Raw genomic sequence first — 19844 nt, 5'->3', positions numbered from 1 at the left:
GATATTCACATGACAAATCAAATTTTAGGCATAAATTATTAATATTATTCAATTTAAGTACTTAATTATTTATTAAAATAGGTAAATTTTCTTAAAGCTAGCTTAAATAAACAACAATTATATTTGATTAAATATTAAACTGAGTTCTGATTGGTAATTAAATTAAAAATCAATAAAGCAGCTCGCATAGCTTGAATTGATAAAGAATTAACTTGTAATGTTTCTTGTGTTGAATGTGCTCCATTACCAACTGGCCCTAAGCCCGCTAAAGTATACGGCACGATAGAAGCAATATGAGATATATCACCAGCGCCGCGTGCACCTGGATCTAAAGCACTAACTTTAGCATAACCCAATTGCAGACTGATATTATTATATAATTGCAATAGTTTTAAGTTACTCGACCTTGGCGACATAGAGGGTATAGCCTCTTTAAATTCTATTTCTGCCGTTGTTCCAGGTAAGTGCCGCTTAACAATGGCAAGCATCTTTTGCTTAGCATTTTCTTTTTGTTGCTCTGTTAAAAAACGTAAATCCCCTTTCGCTAAAGCCATTTTAGCAATAACATTTTCTTTACCAAAAACAATATTACCACCTACACCTTCATCTTCTTTAATTAATGTTCCACCTACTATTAAACCTGGATTAATAGTTAAATACTTTTCTTTAGTTAATTCGGAGTTAAATGTATCTATAATTCGAGTTAATTCAAAAATGGCACCATAACCTGCTGCTTGCTTGAAAATTTGTGAGGAATGAGCTTCATTACCAGCACTTTTAATTTCCCAATCTATAATACCACGTCGTGCCACAGTAACTGTATCTGCGCTTACAGCCCATTCAAAATCCAATGCTACGTCAGCGTTTGTTGCTGCTTCTATTAAAGCTTTTCTGGAAATAGAAGTAGGCTTTCCTGAAGCCTCTTCATCGCCAGTGAATACAACAGTAATAGTTGCCTCTCGTAGAGCATCTATTTTAGCTAATGCTTTTAGCGCATAGATAATAACAACATCGCCTCCTTTTGCATCAATAACACCAGGTCCTGTTGCTAATTGACCATGACGTTCAAAACGTTGAAAAGGGCTATTAGCAGGAAATACCGTATCAAGATGACCAATGAGCAGTAATTTTTTTCCTTTAGTTCCTTTATGATACCCAATTAAAGTTCCTACACGGTTCATCTGTGATGGCAAAGATACCCAACGAGTACTAAAACCAAGTTGCTTTAATTCTTGCTCTAATATATCGCCAACATGCTTTACGCCTTGAAGATTTAAGGTACCACTATTAATGTTAACCAAGCTTTCCAATAACTTTAACTGCTCTCGAGAAGTAGCTTGTAAATAGTTTTTTACCTCTTTTTCATGTGCAGTTAGCGCAATTTCAGCTAAGGCTTGCAGTGAAAATAATAGTAAAAATAAGATACCAATATTTTTCTTCATAACTAAGGTCACTAAGGTGAAAATTCAAATAGATAATTTTAAATAACTATAGGTTATTTACATGATTTCATTTTCTTGATTTAACTAGCTACTGGATGCCGCGAACAAGTCGCGGCACGAAGTTAGGTGTAAAAATATATCCTCGAAGTAACTGTTACATCGCTTCAAAAATAGCAGCAGCTCCCATGCCTGTGCCAATGCACATAGTAACCATACCGTAACGACCCTTAGTACGACGTAGTCCATGTAGCAATGTCGCTGTACGAATCGTTCCAGTTGCACCAAGTGGATGGCCTAATGCAATGGCGCCTCCTACTGGATTGACTTTATCGCGAGGTAAATCTAGCGTTTTAATGACTGCTAAGGCTTGAGCAGCAAATGCTTCATTTAACTCAATCCAATCTAGCTGATCTAAGGTAAGACCTGCTTTTTGTAAAGCCAGTGGCACCGCACTTACAGGCCCAATACCCATTATCGCAGGATCAACACCAGCAACTGCATAGCTTAATAATCGTCCTATAGGCTGCAAGTCAAATTTTTTCAACGCCTCCTCACTTGCTAAAAGAGCAATACCGGCACCATCACTAGTCTGCGAGCTATTACCAGCTGTAACACTACCTTTAGCAGCAAAAACAGGTCGCAAGCGGGCAATCGCTTCATAAGATGTATCCGCCCGTGGACCTTCATCTTTATCAACTACCCGCTTTTTGATGATAACTTCAGAAGTATTAAGATCAGGATAGCGTTCGATAATTTCAATAGGAATAATTTCTTGATTAAAATCTCCCCGTTGCTGTGCAGCGACTGCTTTTGCATGGCTTGCTGCTGCAAATTCATCTTGCTCTTCGCGGGAAATATTCCACTGTTTTGCGACATTTTCTGCAGTAATTCCCATTCCATAAGCAATAGCTACATGTTCATCATTAAAGATAACGGGATTTGCAGTATACTTATTACCGCCTAAAGGAACCATAGACATGCTTTCTACGCCACCAGCTAATGCTAAAGGCATAGCGCCCTGACTTATAGCAGAGGCAGCGGTAGCAATACTTTGCACACCTGACGAACAAAAGCGGTTAATTGTCATAGCTGGTACAGATTGCGGCATGCCAGCAAGTAGTGATGCAATACGTGCTACATTCATTCCTTGCTCAGCTTCTGGCATAGCACAGCCAATGACTACATCACCAACCGCTGTCCAATCGACAGCAGCATTCCGATTCATAAGTGTTCTAATCGTGTGTGCTAATAAGTCATCAGGTAAGGTATGGCGAAATACACCACGCGGCGCTTTACCAACAGGAGTACGTAATACATCAACTATATAGATATTGCTCATTGATTGTCTCCTTGATTAATTGCGCAATGGCTTGCCAGTTTCGAGTAAATGTTTAATACGAGCTTGGGTTAATGGTGTCTCTAAAAGGGCCATAAAAGCTTTTCTTTCTAGATGCAGTAACCAATTCTCGTCCACTAATTCACCTTGATAAACATCTCCACCACACATTACTTCAGCCAATAAATTAGCTAAATAATAATCATGATTAGAAATGAAACCCCCTTCTAGCCAATTTACCAATCCTGCTTGTAATTTAGCATGTCCTTCCCGGCCGGCTACTTTAAATTTCTGTTGCAATGGAGATTGATAGTTACTCGCCAAAAGTGCTTTTACCTGAGCTAGCGCTGCATATAATACTTCTTCACTATGCATAACCCAGGTGTCAGTCGACTTTAAAAACCCTTTTTGTAATGCATCTGGCGCGCTACCTGCCACAGTGGCAGTTGCTGTTTGCTCAAAATAAGGTTGAATAAAAGTCATTAAATCTGCTTTTCCTGCAGCAAGGGCTGCACGTAAAGCCATTTCTTTACAACCACCCCCCGCTGGAATAAGCCCAACACCTACTTCCACTAAACCAGGGTAAGATTCAAAAGCCGCAACCGTTCTATGGCAATGCATCATAAGTTCACAGCCACCCCCTAGCGCACGACCTCGTAAAGCAGCAACTGTGGGGACTGCGCAATATTTAAGGCGCATCACTACCTGTTGAAATTGCTTAATCATTTCTTCAACAGCCGCCATCTTATGAGCTTGAACTAAACTTGCAACGCCTCGCAAATCTGCACCAGAGCTAAAATTTTCAGGACTGTTTTGATAAATAATTAACCCTTGACATTGACGCTCGGCAATATCAATTGATTGGTATAAGCCATCTAACACGGCTTGCCCAATGGTATTTGCTTTGCTTTTAAATGATAATAAAGCAATATTATCTTTAAATTGTGCCAACCTAACACCATCATTCTCAAAAAGAATCTCTAACTTAGCATGTCTTTCGCCAGGCAACTGCTGTGAAAAATATTGCCGTTGGTAAACAGGCAATGAGCTTTTTGGTATAAGACGATTTACAGAAGACGAATAAGCGCCTTCCTCAGTATAAAAATGTTTACAATCTTTTAGCCATTGAGGTAATGGAGCATCACTTAAAGTTTGTTTATTTTCACGACTGGTTTCTATAAATTGCCGCATTCGTTCAATGCCAGCAAGTTGCCAAGTTTCAAATGGTCCATTTCGCCAACCAAAGCCCCAACGCATAGCTAAATCAACATCACGCACACTACTGGCAATCTCTGCTAAGTGGAAGGCGCAATAATGGAAAAGATCACGATAGCAAGCTACTAAGAACTTTGCTTGTTTATCATCTGTAGCCAGCAAAGCCTCCATACGTTTTTCAGGCTGCTCAATGGCCATAATAGATTTTAATTCCGCACTAACTTGACCTCTAGCTTCTCGATAGGAATCATTTAAATAGTCATACACTTCAATGGTTTTACCAACTTTACGATAAATACCTTGCCCTGACTTTTGCCCTAAATAACCTTTTTCTATTAGTTTTAATAGCCAATCAGGTAATTTAAATAAATCATGCCAAGGATCTGCTGTTAGCTGTTCATGCATAGTATGAACAACATGTTGCATGGTATCTAATCCTACAACATCCATTGTTCTAAATGTTGCTGACTTAGGTCGACCAAGTAATATGCCAGTTAAAGCATCAACTTCATCTAAACCAAGCTGAAAATTTTGGGTATGGTTAATTGTTGCTAATAAAGAAAATACGCCTATTCTGTTGGCAATAAAATTTGGCGTATCTTTAGCAATAACTACACCTTTACCAAGATAGCTAGTCAGCCAAGTTTCTAAATGTTCTAATAATTCAGGCGTTGTACTTTTTGCAGGAATAAGCTCAGCAAGATGCATATAGCGTGGCGGATTAAAAAAGTGAACACCACAAAAACGGTCATGTAATGACTCTGGTAATACATTTGCAAGTTTATTAATACTTAAACCCGAGGTATTGCTAACTAAAATAGCATTATCATTAATAAAAGGAGCAATACGCTTATATAAATCTTCTTTCCAATCCATGCGTTCAGCAATGGCTTCAATAATTAAATCGCATGTTGCCAGCTCATTTAAGTTTTCATTATAATTTTTAGCTTGAATAAAGGAAGCTGTATCTGCTGTAGCGACCGGTGCAGGTTTTAATTTATTTAAATTTGCAATAGCTTTATCAACTAACGCATTACTTTTACCTTCTTTGCTTGCTAAATCGAATAATAATGTTTCGATACCAGCATTTACGCAATGAGCAGCAATCTGAGCACCCATTACACCTGCTCCAAGAACCGCGACTTTTTTAATTAAAAATGGCTCCTGCATGATTTATCCTTAGTTAAAATAAATTCGCTATAGAGATAAAACATATACTAAATTAACTAGATTTTGCGTTTATTCTCTATAACACTCTATAACTTCAATAGACTCCTTGAAAAGGACTAATCATAAAATACCAATCCAAGAAATCTAATACTTTAGTTAATACATAAAGATAGTATTCTTTCTTTGCAAAGAACAAAAAATGAAATACATTTTTAACCCTCTGCCTATATCATAAGACTTATTCGAAGGATAACCCTGCGCCAGTTCGCGCTGGATCCCGTGGACAAGCCACGGGACATAGGCCTTGCAAAAAAGACCTTATAACAAACTTTAGACTTTTAAACCTTCTCCTTACATCGTCTACGTCCCGCGACTAGTTCGCGGGATCCAGGGTTTAAGTTCACGCTGGATCCCAGGGCTAAGCCACGGGACGAGGCCTTGCAAAAAAGACCTAGTAACGGGCTTCCGACTTGTAAACCTTCTCCCTACATCGTCTACGTCCCGCGACTGGTTCGCGGGATCCAGGGTTTTAATTCGCACTGGCTCCCAGGGCTAAGCCATGAGAAGAGGCCTTGCAAAAAAGACCTTGCAACGGGCTTCCAACTATTAACCTTTCTCCCTACATCGTCTACGTCCCGCGACTGGTTCGCGGGATCCAGTGTTTAAGTTCGTGCTGGCTTCCAGGGCTAGGCTACGAGACGTAGGCCTTGCGAAAAAGACCTTGTAATTTAAGCAAAGACTTTTAACAGGCTTCAACTTTATTCTATGTATAAAGATTTTTTAAGTTAATAAAATATTAACCTAAATTAAAGCGAATACCTTGCGCTAATGGCAAATCGTCACCCCAATTAATTGTATTGGTTTGTCGACGCATATAAGCTTTCCAGGAGTCTGAACCTGACTCGCGGCCGCCACCTGTTTCTTTTTCACCACCAAAGGCACCACCAATTTCTGCACCAGATGTACCAATGTTAATATTGGCTATTCCGCAATCACTACCAAAAGCGCTTAAAAAACGCTCTGCATTTTTAAGGTTTTGGGTAAATAAAGCGGAGGATAAACCTTGCATAACCCCATTTTGTAGTGCAATTGCTTCTTTTATATCATTATAAGGCATAACATATAAAATCGGCGCAAAAGTCTCTTGCTGAACAATGTCCCAATGATTTTCAATATCGGTAACTAAAGTAGGTTGCACAAAGTAACCTTTTTCCATTAAAGGTTCACCACCGAAAGCTATTTTTCCACCGGCAGCTTTTATTTTTTCAACAGCTTGCGTAAATTGTTCAACAGCTTGTTTATCTATTAAAGGTCCCATTAAATTATTAGTATCTAATGGATCACCAATGGTGACTTGTTCATAAGCATGTTGTAACCGCTTTACTACATCTTTATACATAGTTTGATGAACAAATAAACGACGTGTTGTAGTACAACGTTGACCAGCCGTACCTACGGCACCAAAAACGATAGCAGGTATTGCTAAATTAAGATCAGCTGACTCATCTAAAATAATGGCATTATTTCCGCCCAACTCTAAAATAGTTTTACCAAGTCGTCCTGCAACTTTAGTTGCAACTTGCCTACCTACAGCGGTGGAGCCCGTAAAAGAAAGCAGTGGCATACGAATATCGTCCACCATTTTTTCTACTACATTATGTGAATGGGGAATAAATAAAGCGAAAATTTCAGGACAATTATTCTTTACTAATACTTCACTACAAATCTTATGTGTAGCAATTGCGCAAAGGGGCGTCTTTGCTGAAGGCTTCCAAATGGTTACATTACCACAAATAGCTGCAATAAAAGCATTCCAAGACCAAACTGCTACAGGAAAATTAAAAGCAGAAATTACACCAATAATGCCATAAGGATGCCATTGCTCATACATACGATGATTAGGTCTTTCAGAATGCATGGTGTTACCGTAAAGCATGCGTGATTGACCTACAGCAAAGTCAGCAATATCAATCATTTCTTGCACTTCACCATCGCCTTCCTGCTTAGATTTTCCCATTTCCAATGAAACAAGACTGCCAAGCCAATCTTTATTTTCACGTAATGCTTGACCGATTTGGCGAATGATTTCACCGCGCTTTGGTGCTGGATATTGCCGCCATTCAAGTGCCGCTTTTTCTGCTCGATTCATTAAAATGTTGTAATCTTCTTCAGTACAACCAGCTACTTCGCCAAGCTTTTCTTCTGTCGCCGGATTAATTGACACTAACCTATTTGAATTAATTTCACTTTGCCAACTTAAACCACTAAAAGCACCCGGGTTTAAGTCTTCTATTTTTAAATGCTTAAGAAAATCCATACTTCACTCCTAGGCGTAATATTGACCAAAACGGTTTGCTAAAACATCTGCTAAACGGAATTTTTCTTGCAATACTAAGCCACGATATTCATTTGCCTGACCCATGACTAAATCAACTACTGCACATACACCAGCAGCAGTACTTACTTGAATAGCAGACCATTCCAAACCATGGATAGTTTCAGGATATACTTTTTTTACATAACTTTTTTCAGTTAATTCGCCTTGTTTGATACCTTCAACAGTGACATAAACAATAACAATATCTTGGTAGGTTTTAGGAATAGCTCGTTCAAGTATTCGTTTAAGTGTTTCACGGTCCTCATTTAATTTTAGATCATTCATTAACAAACGCATTTTTTCACAATGGCCGGGATAGCGCATTGTTTTATAATTTAGTGTTTTTATTTTGTCCTTATATAATTCAGACAAACTACCTAAACCACCAGAAGTATTAAATGCCTCATACTCACATCCATCGATTTGTATCGACTCAAGTCCCTCTAAAGGTTTCATAACGACAGACTCACCTCGCTCAATACCATAGCAAGGGTTTCCATATTCATTAATTACCCCATCGGTCGACCAAGTTAGCGAATAATGTAGCGCATTATTTGCACGTTGTGGCAAAGCGCCAACACGAAGTTTTGCGTGAAAACATTGTTCAAATTCTTGCATTAAACTGTTAGCGGCTATACTAATAAACCCTGGTGCTAGACCACACTGAGGAACTAATGCAGTATTTGCTCCTTCTGCTATTTTCTTTACCGCCTCAGTTACTGCAGTATCTTCAGTTAAGTCAAAATAATGAGCTCTAGAAGCTTTTGCAGCTTCAGCAACATAGGTATTTAAAAAGTAAGGAAGACTAGAGATAACAGCAATAATATTATTTTCTTGTAAATAAGATTTTATTGAACCTTCATTGGTAACATCAAGAGCGACTGTTTTGATATTAGGTAAAGCTTGCAGCAACCGGCTGACATCTGTTCCTGAGAATTCCAAATCAGCTAAATGGACTTGGTAATCACCGCTACCTGCTAGCAAACAAGCAATTAAACTACCAATCTTGCCTGCTCCAGTAATCATAACATTGTACATACTTCCTTCTCCATGGTAAAACGACGAGTCATCCTACACTAAAAAATTAATTTCTTGAACCATTCTTATTTTTAATTTGAAACTGCTTGTCCATGTAATAAACAAACTAATGCATTTTAGTTTTAGTAAGCACCTAATAGTTCTTTTACTTATCACGTTACACGTAAGAACGAAAGTTTAACTGTCTAAGTATTGCGCTTATGAAAAATGCATACTATTTAATAAAGGGCAACACAATATTAATTTACGAAATAGCGCTACTAGAATGAGCTGTAAAATTCTTGATCTTTGAAAGCGAGTAGCATATTGTCTCATTTTTACAACATTTTGCCTGACCATATGATAAGTGCGTCTGTAAATAAATTTGAGTTCTTTTCAGCGCGTGCCTTAGAACGTTTTCCTTATCTGCGTTATTTCTTATCTGGCTTGTTGTTACCTTTTGGCTTTGCGCCTTTTCATTTACCGGCATTAACTATTTTAGGTTTAGCACTTTTTTATCATCAGCTATGTGATAAAAAAGACGACTCGCCTTTCTTAAGTGGTTTATTTTTTGGACTAGGATTTTTTGGGCTTGGAACTTCTTGGATTTTTGTTAGTATTCACGACTATGGCCACTTAAATACTGTTACCTCTGCTTTAATTACGTTTTTATTTTTACTTTACCTTTCTTGTTTTCCTGCCCTTGTCTCTATGATATTTTGCCGTCTGGCTGTTCCATATACGTTAAGTGCTAGTTTATTCTTTAGCGCCCTGTGGTTAATAGGTGAATATCTACGGGCTACTTTTCTAAGCGGTTTTCCTTGGCTACTTATAGGTTTTGGTCAAATTGATGCACCTACTCGATTTTTGCTCCCTATTATAGGCGTTTTTGGTGTCAGCTTTTTATCTTCTTTCGCCGCAACCTTACTAAGTAATGCAATTTATAAAAAGAAGACTGTTCTACGCTATAGTTATCTTCTCGTATTTATCACTATCTTAAGTTGTCCAATTCTCTTAAAAAATATTAATTGGGCGACTGTTGATAAACAGCCTATTTCTGTTGGTGTTATTCAAGCTAATTTATCTATGCGTGATAAATGGGATGAAAGGCTATTTTGGCAATTGTTAGACCGTTATCAGCAGGCAGTACAATCGCTGCTAGGTACAGAACTTATTGTCATGCCAGAATCAGCTATTCCTCTACCAGCAGCTTACATTAGCGATATCATAGACGACTTAGATGGAAAAGCTAAAGAAAAAGGAAGCGCAATTTTACTAGGTATCCCACAGCCAACTACTGTTGATGAGCATACTTTTTTCAACTCACTCATTAGTCTTGGGAAAGCCCAAGGTGTTTATCTTAAGCAACATTTAGTTCCATTTGGCGAATATATTCCAAGCGCATTTCAGCTTATTACTACTTGGTTAGGTATTGAAGATCCAAATATGAAACCTGGACTTACTAACCAACCATTAATGCAAGTCCAAAATTATCCTATTGCGACTCTAATTTGTTATGAGGTGGCTTATGGTAATTTACTGCGCGAACAATTACCTGCTGCTAGATGGATAGTTTCTATAAGTGATGACGGTTGGTTTGGACATTCATTGGCGCTATATCAGCAATTACAAATGGCACAAGTTCGCTCGCTGCAAACAGCTCGTTATCAAATATCTGCTAATAATGACGGTCTATCTGCTGTCATTAATCCTAGGGGAAAAATTGAAAACTTTTTACCAGCCTATAGTGAAGGAATCCTAAAAGCTACTATTTTTCCTGCAGAGGGTAAAACACCCTGGGTAACTCTAGGGGACACGCCAGCTCTCATTTTTAGCTTGTTAATTATTCTATTCTTTTCCTCTTATCAATTAATGTTTGCTAAAGTCACTGATCAAACTATTGCTGCAAAACACAAGAGGCGCTATCCTTACCAGCCCAGTTGAATATAACTTATAAACTATGGATAACAGCTATAAACCGCAAGAAATCGAAGAACAGGCACAACAATATTGGCACAAAAAACAAATTTTTAGTGTGGCCGAAGATTTAAATAAAGAAAAATTTTATTGCCTGTCTATGTTTCCCTATCCCAGTGGCACACTTCATATGGGCCATGTTCGTAACTATACCTTAGGCGATGTTATTGCTCGTTATCAACGTGCTTTAGGTAAGAATGTTCTACAACCTATTGGTTGGGATGCTTTTGGCTTGCCGGCTGAAAATGCTGCTATTAAACACGGTATTCATCCAGCAGAGTGGACAAAACAAAATATCGCTTCTATGAAGGAGCAATTCTTAAGATTAGGCAATGCTTATGATTGGAAACGTGAACTAGCAACTTGTGACCCCGATTATTATCGTTGGGAGCAATGGTTTTTTATAAAACTATATGAGAAAGGTCTAGTTTATAAAAAAAATTCTGTTGTTAATTGGGATCCAGTTGATCAAACAGTTTTAGCAAATGAGCAAGTTGTAGACGGACGCGGCTGGCGCTCAGGAGCCTTAGTTGAACGTCGAGAAATTCCTCAATGGTTTATCAAAATTACCGCTTACGCTGATGAGCTATTGCGAGATTTAGACACGTTAACCGAGTGGCCTTCGCAAGTGAAACAAATGCAACGTAATTGGATTGGTCGCTCTGAAGGTTGTGAAATTTATTTTACTGTTAATAATTATTCTAAACGTTTAAAAATCTATACAACAAGACCGGACACACTATTTGGTGTAACCTACTTAGCAATAGCACCTGATCATCCTTTAGCTAAAGAAGCAGGCCGCCAATCTACAGAAATTCAATCCTTTATAGATAGTTGCCAATGTGGTCGTGTTGCCGAAGCTGATATTGCTACAACAGAAAAACGTGGTATTAGCACACCATTTACTGCAATCCACCCTATTACCAATGAAGAAATTCCTATTTGGATTGCTAATTTTGTTTTAATGCAATATGGTTCTGGCGCTGTAATGGCGGTTCCTGCCCATGATCAACGTGATTTTGAATTTGCTGCCAAATACAATTTACCCCTTAAGCAAGTGATTAGGCCTCTCAATGAGGATCATGATTTTTCTAAATCAGCTTTTCTCAATGAAGGTAAACTTATTAATTCTGATCAATTCAATGATCTATTATCAACAGAAGCAATTAAAGTCATTGCCAATTATTTAGAAGAACAAGATTTAGGGCGCATGACGGTTAATTATCGCTTACGCGATTGGGGTATTTCTCGACAGCGTTATTGGGGAACGCCTATTCCTATGATCCACTGTGAAGATTGTGGAATTGTTCCAGTACCAGAAGAAGATTTGCCCGTCTTACTTCCTGACGATGTTGAATTGACCGGTAGTGGTTCACCACTGGCAAACTCAATCCAATTTACCCAAGTTCAATGTCCTAAATGCGGTCAGGATGCGACTAGAGAAACGGATACATTTGATACATTTATGGAATCATCTTGGTACTATGCCCGTTTTGCTTGTAAGGGGCAAGATAATGCTATGCTTGATGATCGGGCCAAATATTGGACTCCGGTTGATCAATATATAGGTGGTATTGAGCATGCTGTTATGCACTTGTTATATGCTCGTTTTTTCCATAAATTAATGCGTGATGAGGGCTTGGTTAACTCAGATGAACCTTTCTTACGTCTTTTAACGCAAGGTATGGTATTAAAAGACGGTCATAAAATGTCTAAGTCATTAGGCAACGTAGTTGATCCAAACCATTTAATTGATACCTATGGTGCTGATACAGCAAGGCTATTTGTTATGTTTGCAGCGCCACCCGAACAATCCTTAGAGTGGTCAGATACCGCTGTTGAGGGAGCGCATCGTTTTTTAAAGCGCCTATGGCATTTTGCCTATCAACATCAGCAATTGTTTATTGAAACAAATGATTTGATTTATGGTGGAAACGGTCATATTGATTGGGATTATGCTGAGCCACGCTTAAAGAAAGCATATCGACATATTAATCAATTGCTAGCGCAAGCTAGTCACGATTATGAACGTCAGCAGTTTAATACTGTTGTTTCCGGTTGTATGAAATTATTTAATGAGTTATCTAATTATGCTATTGAGACAGAAGCAGACAGATTTTTCTTAAATCGAGCGATGTGTATTCTTTTACGTCTTTTAGCACCCATTACGCCGCACATATGCCATCATCTTTGGATTAAATTAGGTTATGAGAAAATTATTATTGACGCACCATGGCCTAGAGTGGATAAGAATGCTTTAAAAAGTGACGAAACTACCTTTGTAGTTCAAGTTAATGGAAAATTAAGGGCCCAATTTACGATAGCAACTGATACAGATGAAAATAAATTAATTGAAATAGCAAAGGAGCAAACACAAAGTTTTATAGGAGAAAAAACCGTGATTAAAGCAATTGTAGTTATGCATCGTCAGCTTATTAACTTGGTTGTTAAATAATGATAAAGCGTTTAATCCTATTTTTACTTATTTTTTCTATAACTGGCTGTGGTTTTAAGCTTCGTGGTTTTACGGAAATGCCAATTGGGCTTACTAACGTTGCAATTATCATTCGTAGTACGCAACATGATTTAGCCCCTATGCTTAAAGATAACTTACAAGGCTATGGAATCCGTGTTGTAGACAATCCAACTCAAGCTAATTATCTATTGATTTTAGAAAAAGACTCTATGCAACAGCAAATTACAAGTGTCAGTGCAAGTACTAATCCAAGGCAGTATTTATTAATTTATACAGCGCAGTACTCTCTAGTCAAAGTTGGCGGTGAACAAGTTATTATGTCACGTACCGTAATGTCTAACCGACAGTTTACAGTAAATAATAACCGTATTTTAGGTTCCGATTCAGAAGAAATTATGCTTTATCGAGAGATGCGCCAAGATGCTGTAAGGCAAATTATGAGTCAGTTAAGTCAGCTAAAAATTTAATAGTTACATTCCGTGTAGGACAAAAATAAAGCGCTTTTAAAAGCGCTTTATTAGATACAACAAGGCCCGTGGCCTGTCTATAAAATTGTAGAAATGCAGACTTGGGCTTTTGACTAATAAACTATTTATTATTTTGTTAAGTCTTGAACCTAGTAGTGCTGTATTAAGACTATAGACTACGTCCCATTCCTTGAACATGGGCTCTAAAGCTCTAGTCCTTATACGAGATTCCTGGATTCCTCGGACAAGCTGAGGTAAGAGAAAAAAACATGTTTATTAAACACAGCAATTTAACTGTACAGCTCCCTAAAAGGCTGCCAGCGCTTTTTTTTCTTATAGGCCAAGACGCGTTTCAAATTAATCAACTTACACTGATAATTAAACAAGCTTGGCATCAGCAGAATAATGAAACTGAAATTACAACGCTTTTTATTGAATCTACTTCTGATTGGGAGCTCTTAGAGCAAAAAGCTAATAGTTATACTTTATTTGCTACTACTCATTTAATTGACGTTCGTTATGATAAAAAATCATTAGAAGCAGCTGGCAAAACATTTTTGTTAAACTATTTAGCTAACCCTAACCCAGCTTGCTTACTATTATTTAAAACGCCTAATTTACCATCTAAACAATTACAATTCCTTTTAAACCATGAGCTTGCTTATGTTATTCAAGCACTTACCCCAAGCTCGCTAGTAATAAAAAAATGGCTACAAGAGCGTTTAAGCCATTTTGGTCTCACTGATCCGAATGCTGCAACATTAGTTTATCAATTTAATGAAGGTAATTTGTTTGCATGCGCACAGCTTTTAGAAAAGCTAGAATTAATTCATGAACCTAACCAGTCTTTAAATTTAACCGATTTAAAAGATCACCTCCATAATCAGTGTAACTACTCACTTTTTGAACTTGCTGACGCTTGTCTCGGTGGTGATGCTGTAAAGGCTCTGCAAATTATACAACATAGTTATAATAATAAAGTCGAAGCTACTTTAATTTTATGGTTGCTAGCTCAAGAAATCCGGCTTTTGCTACAACTTAATCACCTTACATTACAAAAAGTCCCTCTTCAAGCTGCGGCAAGCCAATTAAAAATCTGGTCAAGTAAAATTAATCTTTATCAGTCAGCCGCTAAACGTTATAATTTTAATTTTTTAAGTCAGCTCTTAAAAACTTGTAAGTATTTAGACATGCAATTAAAAACTACCCAAAGCAAACAAGTATGGCAATTTATAGAACTTATTGCTTTGTCTTTATGTCAAGGACAGCTGGTAGGTGCACTTGGCTAATTTAGTTATTTTTGGAGGAACATTTGATCCTGTTCATAACGGCCATTTAAAAGTAGCTATTAAAGTACAACAACACTTTCATTTTGAGCGCTTTATTTTTCTACCTTGTAAAATACCTGTTTTAAAAAACAATGCACTTGCAACACCTAGTCAACGGCTAGATATGCTTAAGCTAGCACTTAAAGACTTTAATCAATCTGATTATCATTTTGAAATAGATGAAAGAGAAATAAATCGCCCTGCGCCTTCTTATATGGTAACAACTTTAGAAGATTATCGGTCTCAGCTAGGTAGTTCAATAGCTATTTCATTACTTATGGGAATAGATGCATTTACCACTTTACCTAATTGGTATCATTGGGAAAAGCTTTTACAGTTAGCTAACATCATTGTTATTGCTAGACCCGGCTATCTACTAGAATCAACATTATTACGTAATTTATTAAAAGACAAAGAGACTCATGATGCAAAGCTTATTCAAACTACAACACATGGGCTAATTTATCAATTTAATGCAGGCTTATATGACTTATCTTCCACACTTATTCGCAATCAATTAAAACAAGGTGAACTAAAAGTTGCTGATTTACCTTCCTCTGTTATTCAATACATTAAAAACAACCAACTTTATCAATAGCTTGTACTATTATTAATATCGACTTAAGTAAAATCATAAAATTAAAATTTTTAAGTAGCATTATACTAATAATTAATTATTTTATTGAACTAACAAATCTCATTATAACAACTTAGAGGAGTTATCTTAAATCTGGGTGAAAAATTAGACTGGTTTTGGCTAAGTCATACTAAAAGCAAAGTCTAGCCTTCTATATAGGCATTTCGAAGCATGCTGCTCATGTATTGCAGTTAATATATCTATTCGGTTAGTGGAGTCATATATTAAATGGAATTAAAAAAAATAGATCAGCAGGGTAACTATTGTGATTATCCAGGTATCACTGTTATTGCTAAAGTAGATAAAAGAGAGGCTCAGTTTTGGTCAGACCTCTATCATCTTGTCACACAAATAGAGTTAGAACAAAAATGTTACACTCCTCTACCTTGGGAAAGCTATCATATGACAGCGATAAGAGTAATTAATAAAGCCCAATATGGCCAATCCGATTGGCGTGAATTTTTAACTAGGCAAAAATTATATTTTCAGGAGTTAGCCAACTACCTTAATGAAAATTCATTTTTACCGGAAATTACCTTTGAAAAATTAAATATCACAGATACCGTATACTTATCAGTCAATCTACCCAATAATCAAAGTGAATTGATTAATAAAATTGCGGAGCAATTCAATTTATCTTTTAAGATATATAAACCCTTCCATATTACTCTAGCTTATTTTTATAAAAATCCGACTTTTGAACTTAAAAGTATATTACAAGAGCAAATTACTGAACGTTTAGAAAAATTATACAAACTGTATGGCAAAAAATTTACCTTAGAATCGCCTAAATTATGTTTTTATACTGATATGACTAATTTTATTAATTGGGATGGCGAAAATTACCCCTTTAATAAGTAATAATGAAAGTTTTACCTTAGCTAAAATAGTACTGGATAGTAAAACCATTTTCCTGCAAAATACTGAACTTAAGTCCCGGTGGCACAGCTGGATAGCGCAGCCCCCTCCTAAGGGGCAGGTCGGAGGTTCGAATCCTCTCCGGGACGCCATTAAATCAATACAATAGCTAATAAATGTTTAACAAAGTATATTTTACAGGGTGCAATATAGGGTGCAAATTGTATGTATAGCTATAAACGAATAGATAAATTTATGGCTTGCCGGGTCTTCCTCAAATTAGGATATCAATTAATCGGGTCTTATAAAACTTTCTAATAATTTCTTACTAATCATTCTATTTTCTTAAAATTAGTGCATAATTACGCGCGAGCTTAGACAGATAGTCCATTTAATTTAATATTATTTGTTGAGATATTAAGTTAGGAAAGCATAAGACAAGTCTATTTCTTTTAAGTAGAATTAAATCCATATAAAAATTGAGGTGTATTGATGAAATCTTTATTAGATAAACTTAAAGAAGAATGGGATGATTACAGCGAAAAAGGAAAGACAAAATTTCTTGAAAAAGCATTAAAAGAATATTCTGAAGCAACTTATTATGAAATAATGGGCGTTTCTGAATCAATGAATGAAACCGATAAAACTAACTTAAAAGTTAATTACAAGCAAATTGCCTTAAGATTTCATCCAGACAAAACAGCTAATCAAGTTTATAAGAGTTCAGCTGAAGAATTATTTAAGCTTGTTGGTAATGCTTATGACACTTTATCTGATCCAGTAAAAACGCAAAATTATAGGCTCAAACAAGGCCCCAAAAAATCTACTCAAAGCTCAAATTTTTCTTCTCAAGGTTCTCAGCATTACAGAAGCACGAATAACGACGACCCATCATTTAATTCTCAGCAATCTCAATCTCGCCCTCAATCATACACCTATACCACTGGCAGCGATACATTCGTATTTAATAATGGCTTTACCATGTTTTCTAAGCCACCCGTTCCTGATCAAGTTTATAATCGTGATATTCAGGAACACGAAAAAATTTCTGGTGAATCTGAAAATATTGTTATTACTGGCAATGTATATGGAACAGTAAAAAATATGGGTGGTAATATTACTGTTAATGGAAATGTATACGGAAAATTAAGCAATATGGGTGGTAATAATATTGTTCGAGGTAATGTTGCTGCTAATGGAAAAGTTTCCAACATGGGAGGCAATAATATAATTACCGGTGACGCCTTAGGCTCTGTAACAAATGCAGGCGGAATTAACCAAGTAGGTGGTACTAAAGGTCCAAATGTGAAAAAAGCACAACCTACAGCTACATTTTTTTCTACTAGTGGGGCAAATGTTTTTACCAATATTGGTACGTCATTCAACTTTGATGGAAATACCTTTGACTTTAGTTAATTTCATTAACAGATTTTAAAAGATAGCTTTCCTCGTTATGTAAAGTAATCAGTAGGGCTATCTATTTTTGACTTAAATATTTTGTGCTCTTTTAAAACCGATATTTAAGCAAATCCTAAGCTTCTGCAATTTAATTAAAAGATACAAAATTAAGATCTATAATATTGAAATAAATAAGACATATTTATGAAAAAACTTATATTTCTTTCCGTGATGTATTTTGTTCCTTCTTTATCTTCTGCTTTTAATTGTTATCCAGATATAAACCCTTTGTTACCACAATACATAATTGGATTTGGTAGTCTTATTGACGAGCAATCAAAAAAGCGAACAGTTCCCTTGGCAGAAGAGAGCCTACCAGTCTTAATTAGTGGGTATAAAAGAAGCTGGTCCAGTCATGAAAATTTACCTGGCTTAAATGCAACCTTTTTATCTGTTCAAGAAGATGGAAGCTCCTCTTTTAATGGAGTGGTTTGTAAGCGCTATCGTAGCCTGGATGTAGGCGCAGCCGTAATCCAGGATATTGGGCTTTGAGCATCCCGGATTTCGTTTCACTTCATCCGGGCTACGGTTGCGGTATATTGTGTTACCTATGGCTCGATAAGGACACCACGGTTTACTTGCATTACTCTTGGGTACCTTAATCTCCATTTCAATAGCTAAATCAATGAGTTATTTAGTCTAACTTGATTAAGGTATCCCTTAAATAAGAAAGATCCCCAATACTTAATAACCTAAAGCCATTCCAACTGCTCCACTAAGACCAACTGGTGAAATCGAGGTGCAAGTTGGAAAAGTGCCATCTGAGAGTATAGGACAGTAGTAAACTCTGTTTCCAAAATTGGTAACATAAGCAGTAGTATTGGTCGCATTAATAGTAATTCCTGCAGGTTGAGGAATACTTTGATTTGCTACAAAACAGCTTGTAAAATTAGTATTACAAGCATAAATAGTGTTGCTAGAATAATCAGCAACATAAACTAAACTTTCTGAAGGATTTAATGCAACATCTGCAGGTCCTTGAATTGTAATAGCGCCTACAGTATTAATAAGATTGCAAGAAGTCTCCACGGAAAGACCATTTACACTACAAACAAACAACCCTGAACTATAATCCGCAATATATGCAACAGTGCCTGCCCTATTAAGCGCAATTCCTTCACCAGAATTTGTTATGTTACTAGCTCCTGCATCAAAACAATTAGAATCAATATTGCCTGCTGTGATATTACAAGATACGACCTCTGGAGATGAATTTATATTATTCACTAAATAAGCTATCGTATTTTGTTGATTGACAGCCACCATACCATAACCATTTTGGTAGCCATTTGTTGTACTAATTGCAAGAGGTAATGCACAACTATTAAATGTACCATCTATTGAATTAATAGTGCATTGATAAACATCAGAAGTGCCATTTCCATTAGTAATATAGGCTTGAGTACCGGTGTTATTAAGAGCAATACCCTGTGGATTAGAACCATCAAGATTTGGACTTCCACCTGCATTTGTACAGGATAATATTGTTCCATCGGATGGGCTAAGTGTACAAACGAAAACCGAATTTGTTGGGGATCCATAAGGACTCGCCACATATAAATATCGAGCTACCGGAGGCGGAGGTGGTGGTGGCGGTGGTGGCGGTGGTGGCGGTGGTGGCGGTGGTGGCGGTTCAGGTGTTCTAGTAATAGATATATTATTATAGTTTTGACAAGATAAGGGCCCAGGGCCATTTAAGCACAGCGTAATATTCATTATTCCTGTTGGGCCATCAATCGATATCCTAGTTGGCATTTTATCATTAACTGAAAACAGGCAATAACCATTCACATAGGGTATGCACTCAGTCCCAGCATTTTTTAGTATGTAGCCTGGCGTGGTAATCCTTATACCTGCTTGAGGATAATTATGATTAGGTATGACGGTTTTAATATTTAATATCGTATTACTTGAGGTTACATCAAACAATAAACCAATAGGATTTGCATAAATTGTGTTACAAAACAATAAACCCGGTAATATCCCTATATTGGTTAAAAGCTTTTTCATTTAATCATCCTTAATTAATTATTTAGATATTTACAGAACAAGTTATGGCATTAGCGTAATTTTTGGGTGCTTTCTC

14 protein-coding genes and 1 tRNA gene are annotated in these 19844 nt (G+C 36.7%); 9 read left to right on the top strand and 6 right to left on the bottom strand.

The window, feature by feature from the left end:
• Positions 1–134: 134 nt before the first annotated feature.
• From ACNVED_RS06850 to ACNVED_RS06830, 5 genes are all read right to left on the bottom strand, one after another.
• A complete protein-coding gene (locus tag ACNVED_RS06850; RefSeq protein WP_419421007.1) occupies positions 135–1442 on the bottom strand; it encodes a M20/M25/M40 family metallo-hydrolase in 1308 nt (435 codons plus the stop codon).
• Positions 1443–1596: 154 nt separating this feature from the next.
• A complete protein-coding gene (locus ACNVED_RS06845) occupies positions 1597–2781 on the bottom strand; it encodes an acetyl-CoA C-acyltransferase (protein WP_419421006.1) in 1185 nt (394 codons plus the stop codon).
• Positions 2782–2796: 15 nt separating this feature from the next.
• Positions 2797–5163, bottom strand: a complete 2367-nt coding sequence (locus tag ACNVED_RS06840) for a 3-hydroxyacyl-CoA dehydrogenase NAD-binding domain-containing protein (RefSeq protein WP_419421005.1) — start codon at positions 5161–5163, stop codon at positions 2797–2799.
• Positions 5164–5959: 796 nt separating this feature from the next.
• Entirely contained in the window at positions 5960–7480 is a 1521-nt protein-coding gene (locus ACNVED_RS06835; protein WP_419421004.1) for an aldehyde dehydrogenase family protein, read from the bottom strand.
• Positions 7481–7489: 9 nt separating this feature from the next.
• Positions 7490–8578 (bottom strand): saccharopine dehydrogenase family protein, encoded by a 1089-nt coding sequence (locus tag ACNVED_RS06830; protein WP_419421003.1) that lies wholly within the window; start codon positions 8576–8578, stop codon positions 7490–7492.
• 306 nt (positions 8579–8884) lie between these two features.
• On the opposite strand from ACNVED_RS06830, the gene lnt reads away from it, so the two are divergent.
• The 9 genes from lnt (at position 8885) to ACNVED_RS06785 (ending at position 18250) form a co-directional block, all read left to right on the top strand.
• Positions 8885–10501: an apolipoprotein N-acyltransferase gene (gene lnt, locus ACNVED_RS06825; protein ID WP_419421002.1), complete on the top strand. Its 1617-nt coding sequence runs from the start codon at positions 8885–8887 to the stop codon at positions 10499–10501.
• A gap of 16 nt (positions 10502–10517) precedes the next feature.
• Positions 10518–12989, top strand: coding sequence for a leucine--tRNA ligase (gene leuS, locus ACNVED_RS06820; RefSeq protein WP_419421001.1), 2472 nt, complete (start codon positions 10518–10520; stop codon positions 12987–12989).
• Complete coding sequence (lptE, locus tag ACNVED_RS06815; protein WP_419421000.1) at positions 12989–13477, top strand: LPS assembly lipoprotein LptE; 489 nt, start codon at positions 12989–12991, stop codon at positions 13475–13477. Before leuS ends, lptE begins: the two co-directional genes overlap by 1 nt.
• A gap of 269 nt (positions 13478–13746) precedes the next feature.
• Entirely contained in the window at positions 13747–14766 is a 1020-nt protein-coding gene (holA, locus tag ACNVED_RS06810; RefSeq protein WP_419420999.1) for a DNA polymerase III subunit delta, read from the top strand.
• On the top strand, positions 14759–15403 hold the full coding sequence (gene nadD / locus ACNVED_RS06805) for a nicotinate-nucleotide adenylyltransferase (RefSeq protein ID WP_419420998.1): 645 nt from the start codon (positions 14759–14761) through the stop codon (positions 15401–15403). Before holA ends, nadD begins: the two co-directional genes overlap by 8 nt.
• Before the next feature lie 267 nt (positions 15404–15670).
• On the top strand, positions 15671–16303 hold the full coding sequence (locus ACNVED_RS06800) for a DUF1868 domain-containing protein (RefSeq protein WP_419420997.1): 633 nt from the start codon (positions 15671–15673) through the stop codon (positions 16301–16303).
• A gap of 72 nt (positions 16304–16375) precedes the next feature.
• Positions 16376–16452, top strand: a tRNA-Arg gene (locus ACNVED_RS06795).
• A gap of 340 nt (positions 16453–16792) precedes the next feature.
• Positions 16793–17716 carry a DnaJ domain-containing protein gene (locus tag ACNVED_RS06790; protein ID WP_419420996.1) on the top strand — a complete coding sequence of 308 codons (924 nt, stop codon included), beginning with the start codon at positions 16793–16795 and terminating at the stop codon, positions 17714–17716.
• Between the two features lie 186 nt (positions 17717–17902).
• Complete coding sequence (locus ACNVED_RS06785) at positions 17903–18250, top strand: hypothetical protein (RefSeq protein WP_419420995.1); 348 nt, start codon at positions 17903–17905, stop codon at positions 18248–18250.
• Between the two features lie 192 nt (positions 18251–18442).
• Here ACNVED_RS06785 and ACNVED_RS06780 read toward each other — a convergent pair whose 3' ends face one another.
• Positions 18443–19768 (bottom strand): hypothetical protein, encoded by a 1326-nt coding sequence (locus tag ACNVED_RS06780; RefSeq protein WP_419420994.1) that lies wholly within the window; start codon positions 19766–19768, stop codon positions 18443–18445.
• Positions 19769–19844 lie beyond the last annotated feature (76 nt).

It is taken from the genome of Legionella sp. D16C41, assembly GCF_048541585.1.
Classification (GTDB): Bacteria; Pseudomonadota; Gammaproteobacteria; order Legionellales; family Legionellaceae; genus Legionella_C.
This window is presented reverse-complemented; position numbering and strand designations above follow the sequence as displayed.

What these genes read in the sequence shown, in the direction of transcription:
- ACNVED_RS06850 (WP_419421007.1), bottom strand. Translation starts at nt 1,442, where the DNA reads ATGAAGAAAAATATTGGTATCTTATTTTTACTATTATTTTCACTGCAA.
- ACNVED_RS06845 (WP_419421006.1), bottom strand. Translation starts at nt 2,781, where the DNA reads ATGAGCAATATCTATATAGTTGATGTATTACGTACTCCTGTTGGTAAA.
- ACNVED_RS06840 (WP_419421005.1), bottom strand. Translation starts at nt 5,163, where the DNA reads ATGCAGGAGCCATTTTTAATTAAAAAAGTCGCGGTTCTTGGAGCAGGT.
- ACNVED_RS06835 (WP_419421004.1), bottom strand. Translation starts at nt 7,480, where the DNA reads ATGGATTTTCTTAAGCATTTAAAAATAGAAGACTTAAACCCGGGTGCT.
- ACNVED_RS06830 (WP_419421003.1), bottom strand. Translation starts at nt 8,578, where the DNA reads ATGTACAATGTTATGATTACTGGAGCAGGCAAGATTGGTAGTTTAATT.
- leuS (WP_419421001.1), top strand. Translation starts at nt 10,518, where the DNA reads ATGGATAACAGCTATAAACCGCAAGAAATCGAAGAACAGGCACAACAA.
- lptE (WP_419421000.1), top strand. Translation starts at nt 12,989, where the DNA reads ATGATAAAGCGTTTAATCCTATTTTTACTTATTTTTTCTATAACTGGC.
- holA (WP_419420999.1), top strand. Translation starts at nt 13,747, where the DNA reads ATGTTTATTAAACACAGCAATTTAACTGTACAGCTCCCTAAAAGGCTG.
- ACNVED_RS06800 (WP_419420997.1), top strand. Translation starts at nt 15,671, where the DNA reads ATGGAATTAAAAAAAATAGATCAGCAGGGTAACTATTGTGATTATCCA.
- ACNVED_RS06790 (WP_419420996.1), top strand. Translation starts at nt 16,793, where the DNA reads ATGAAATCTTTATTAGATAAACTTAAAGAAGAATGGGATGATTACAGC.
- ACNVED_RS06785 (WP_419420995.1), top strand. Translation starts at nt 17,903, where the DNA reads ATGAAAAAACTTATATTTCTTTCCGTGATGTATTTTGTTCCTTCTTTA.
- ACNVED_RS06780 (WP_419420994.1), bottom strand. Translation starts at nt 19,768, where the DNA reads ATGAAAAAGCTTTTAACCAATATAGGGATATTACCGGGTTTATTGTTT.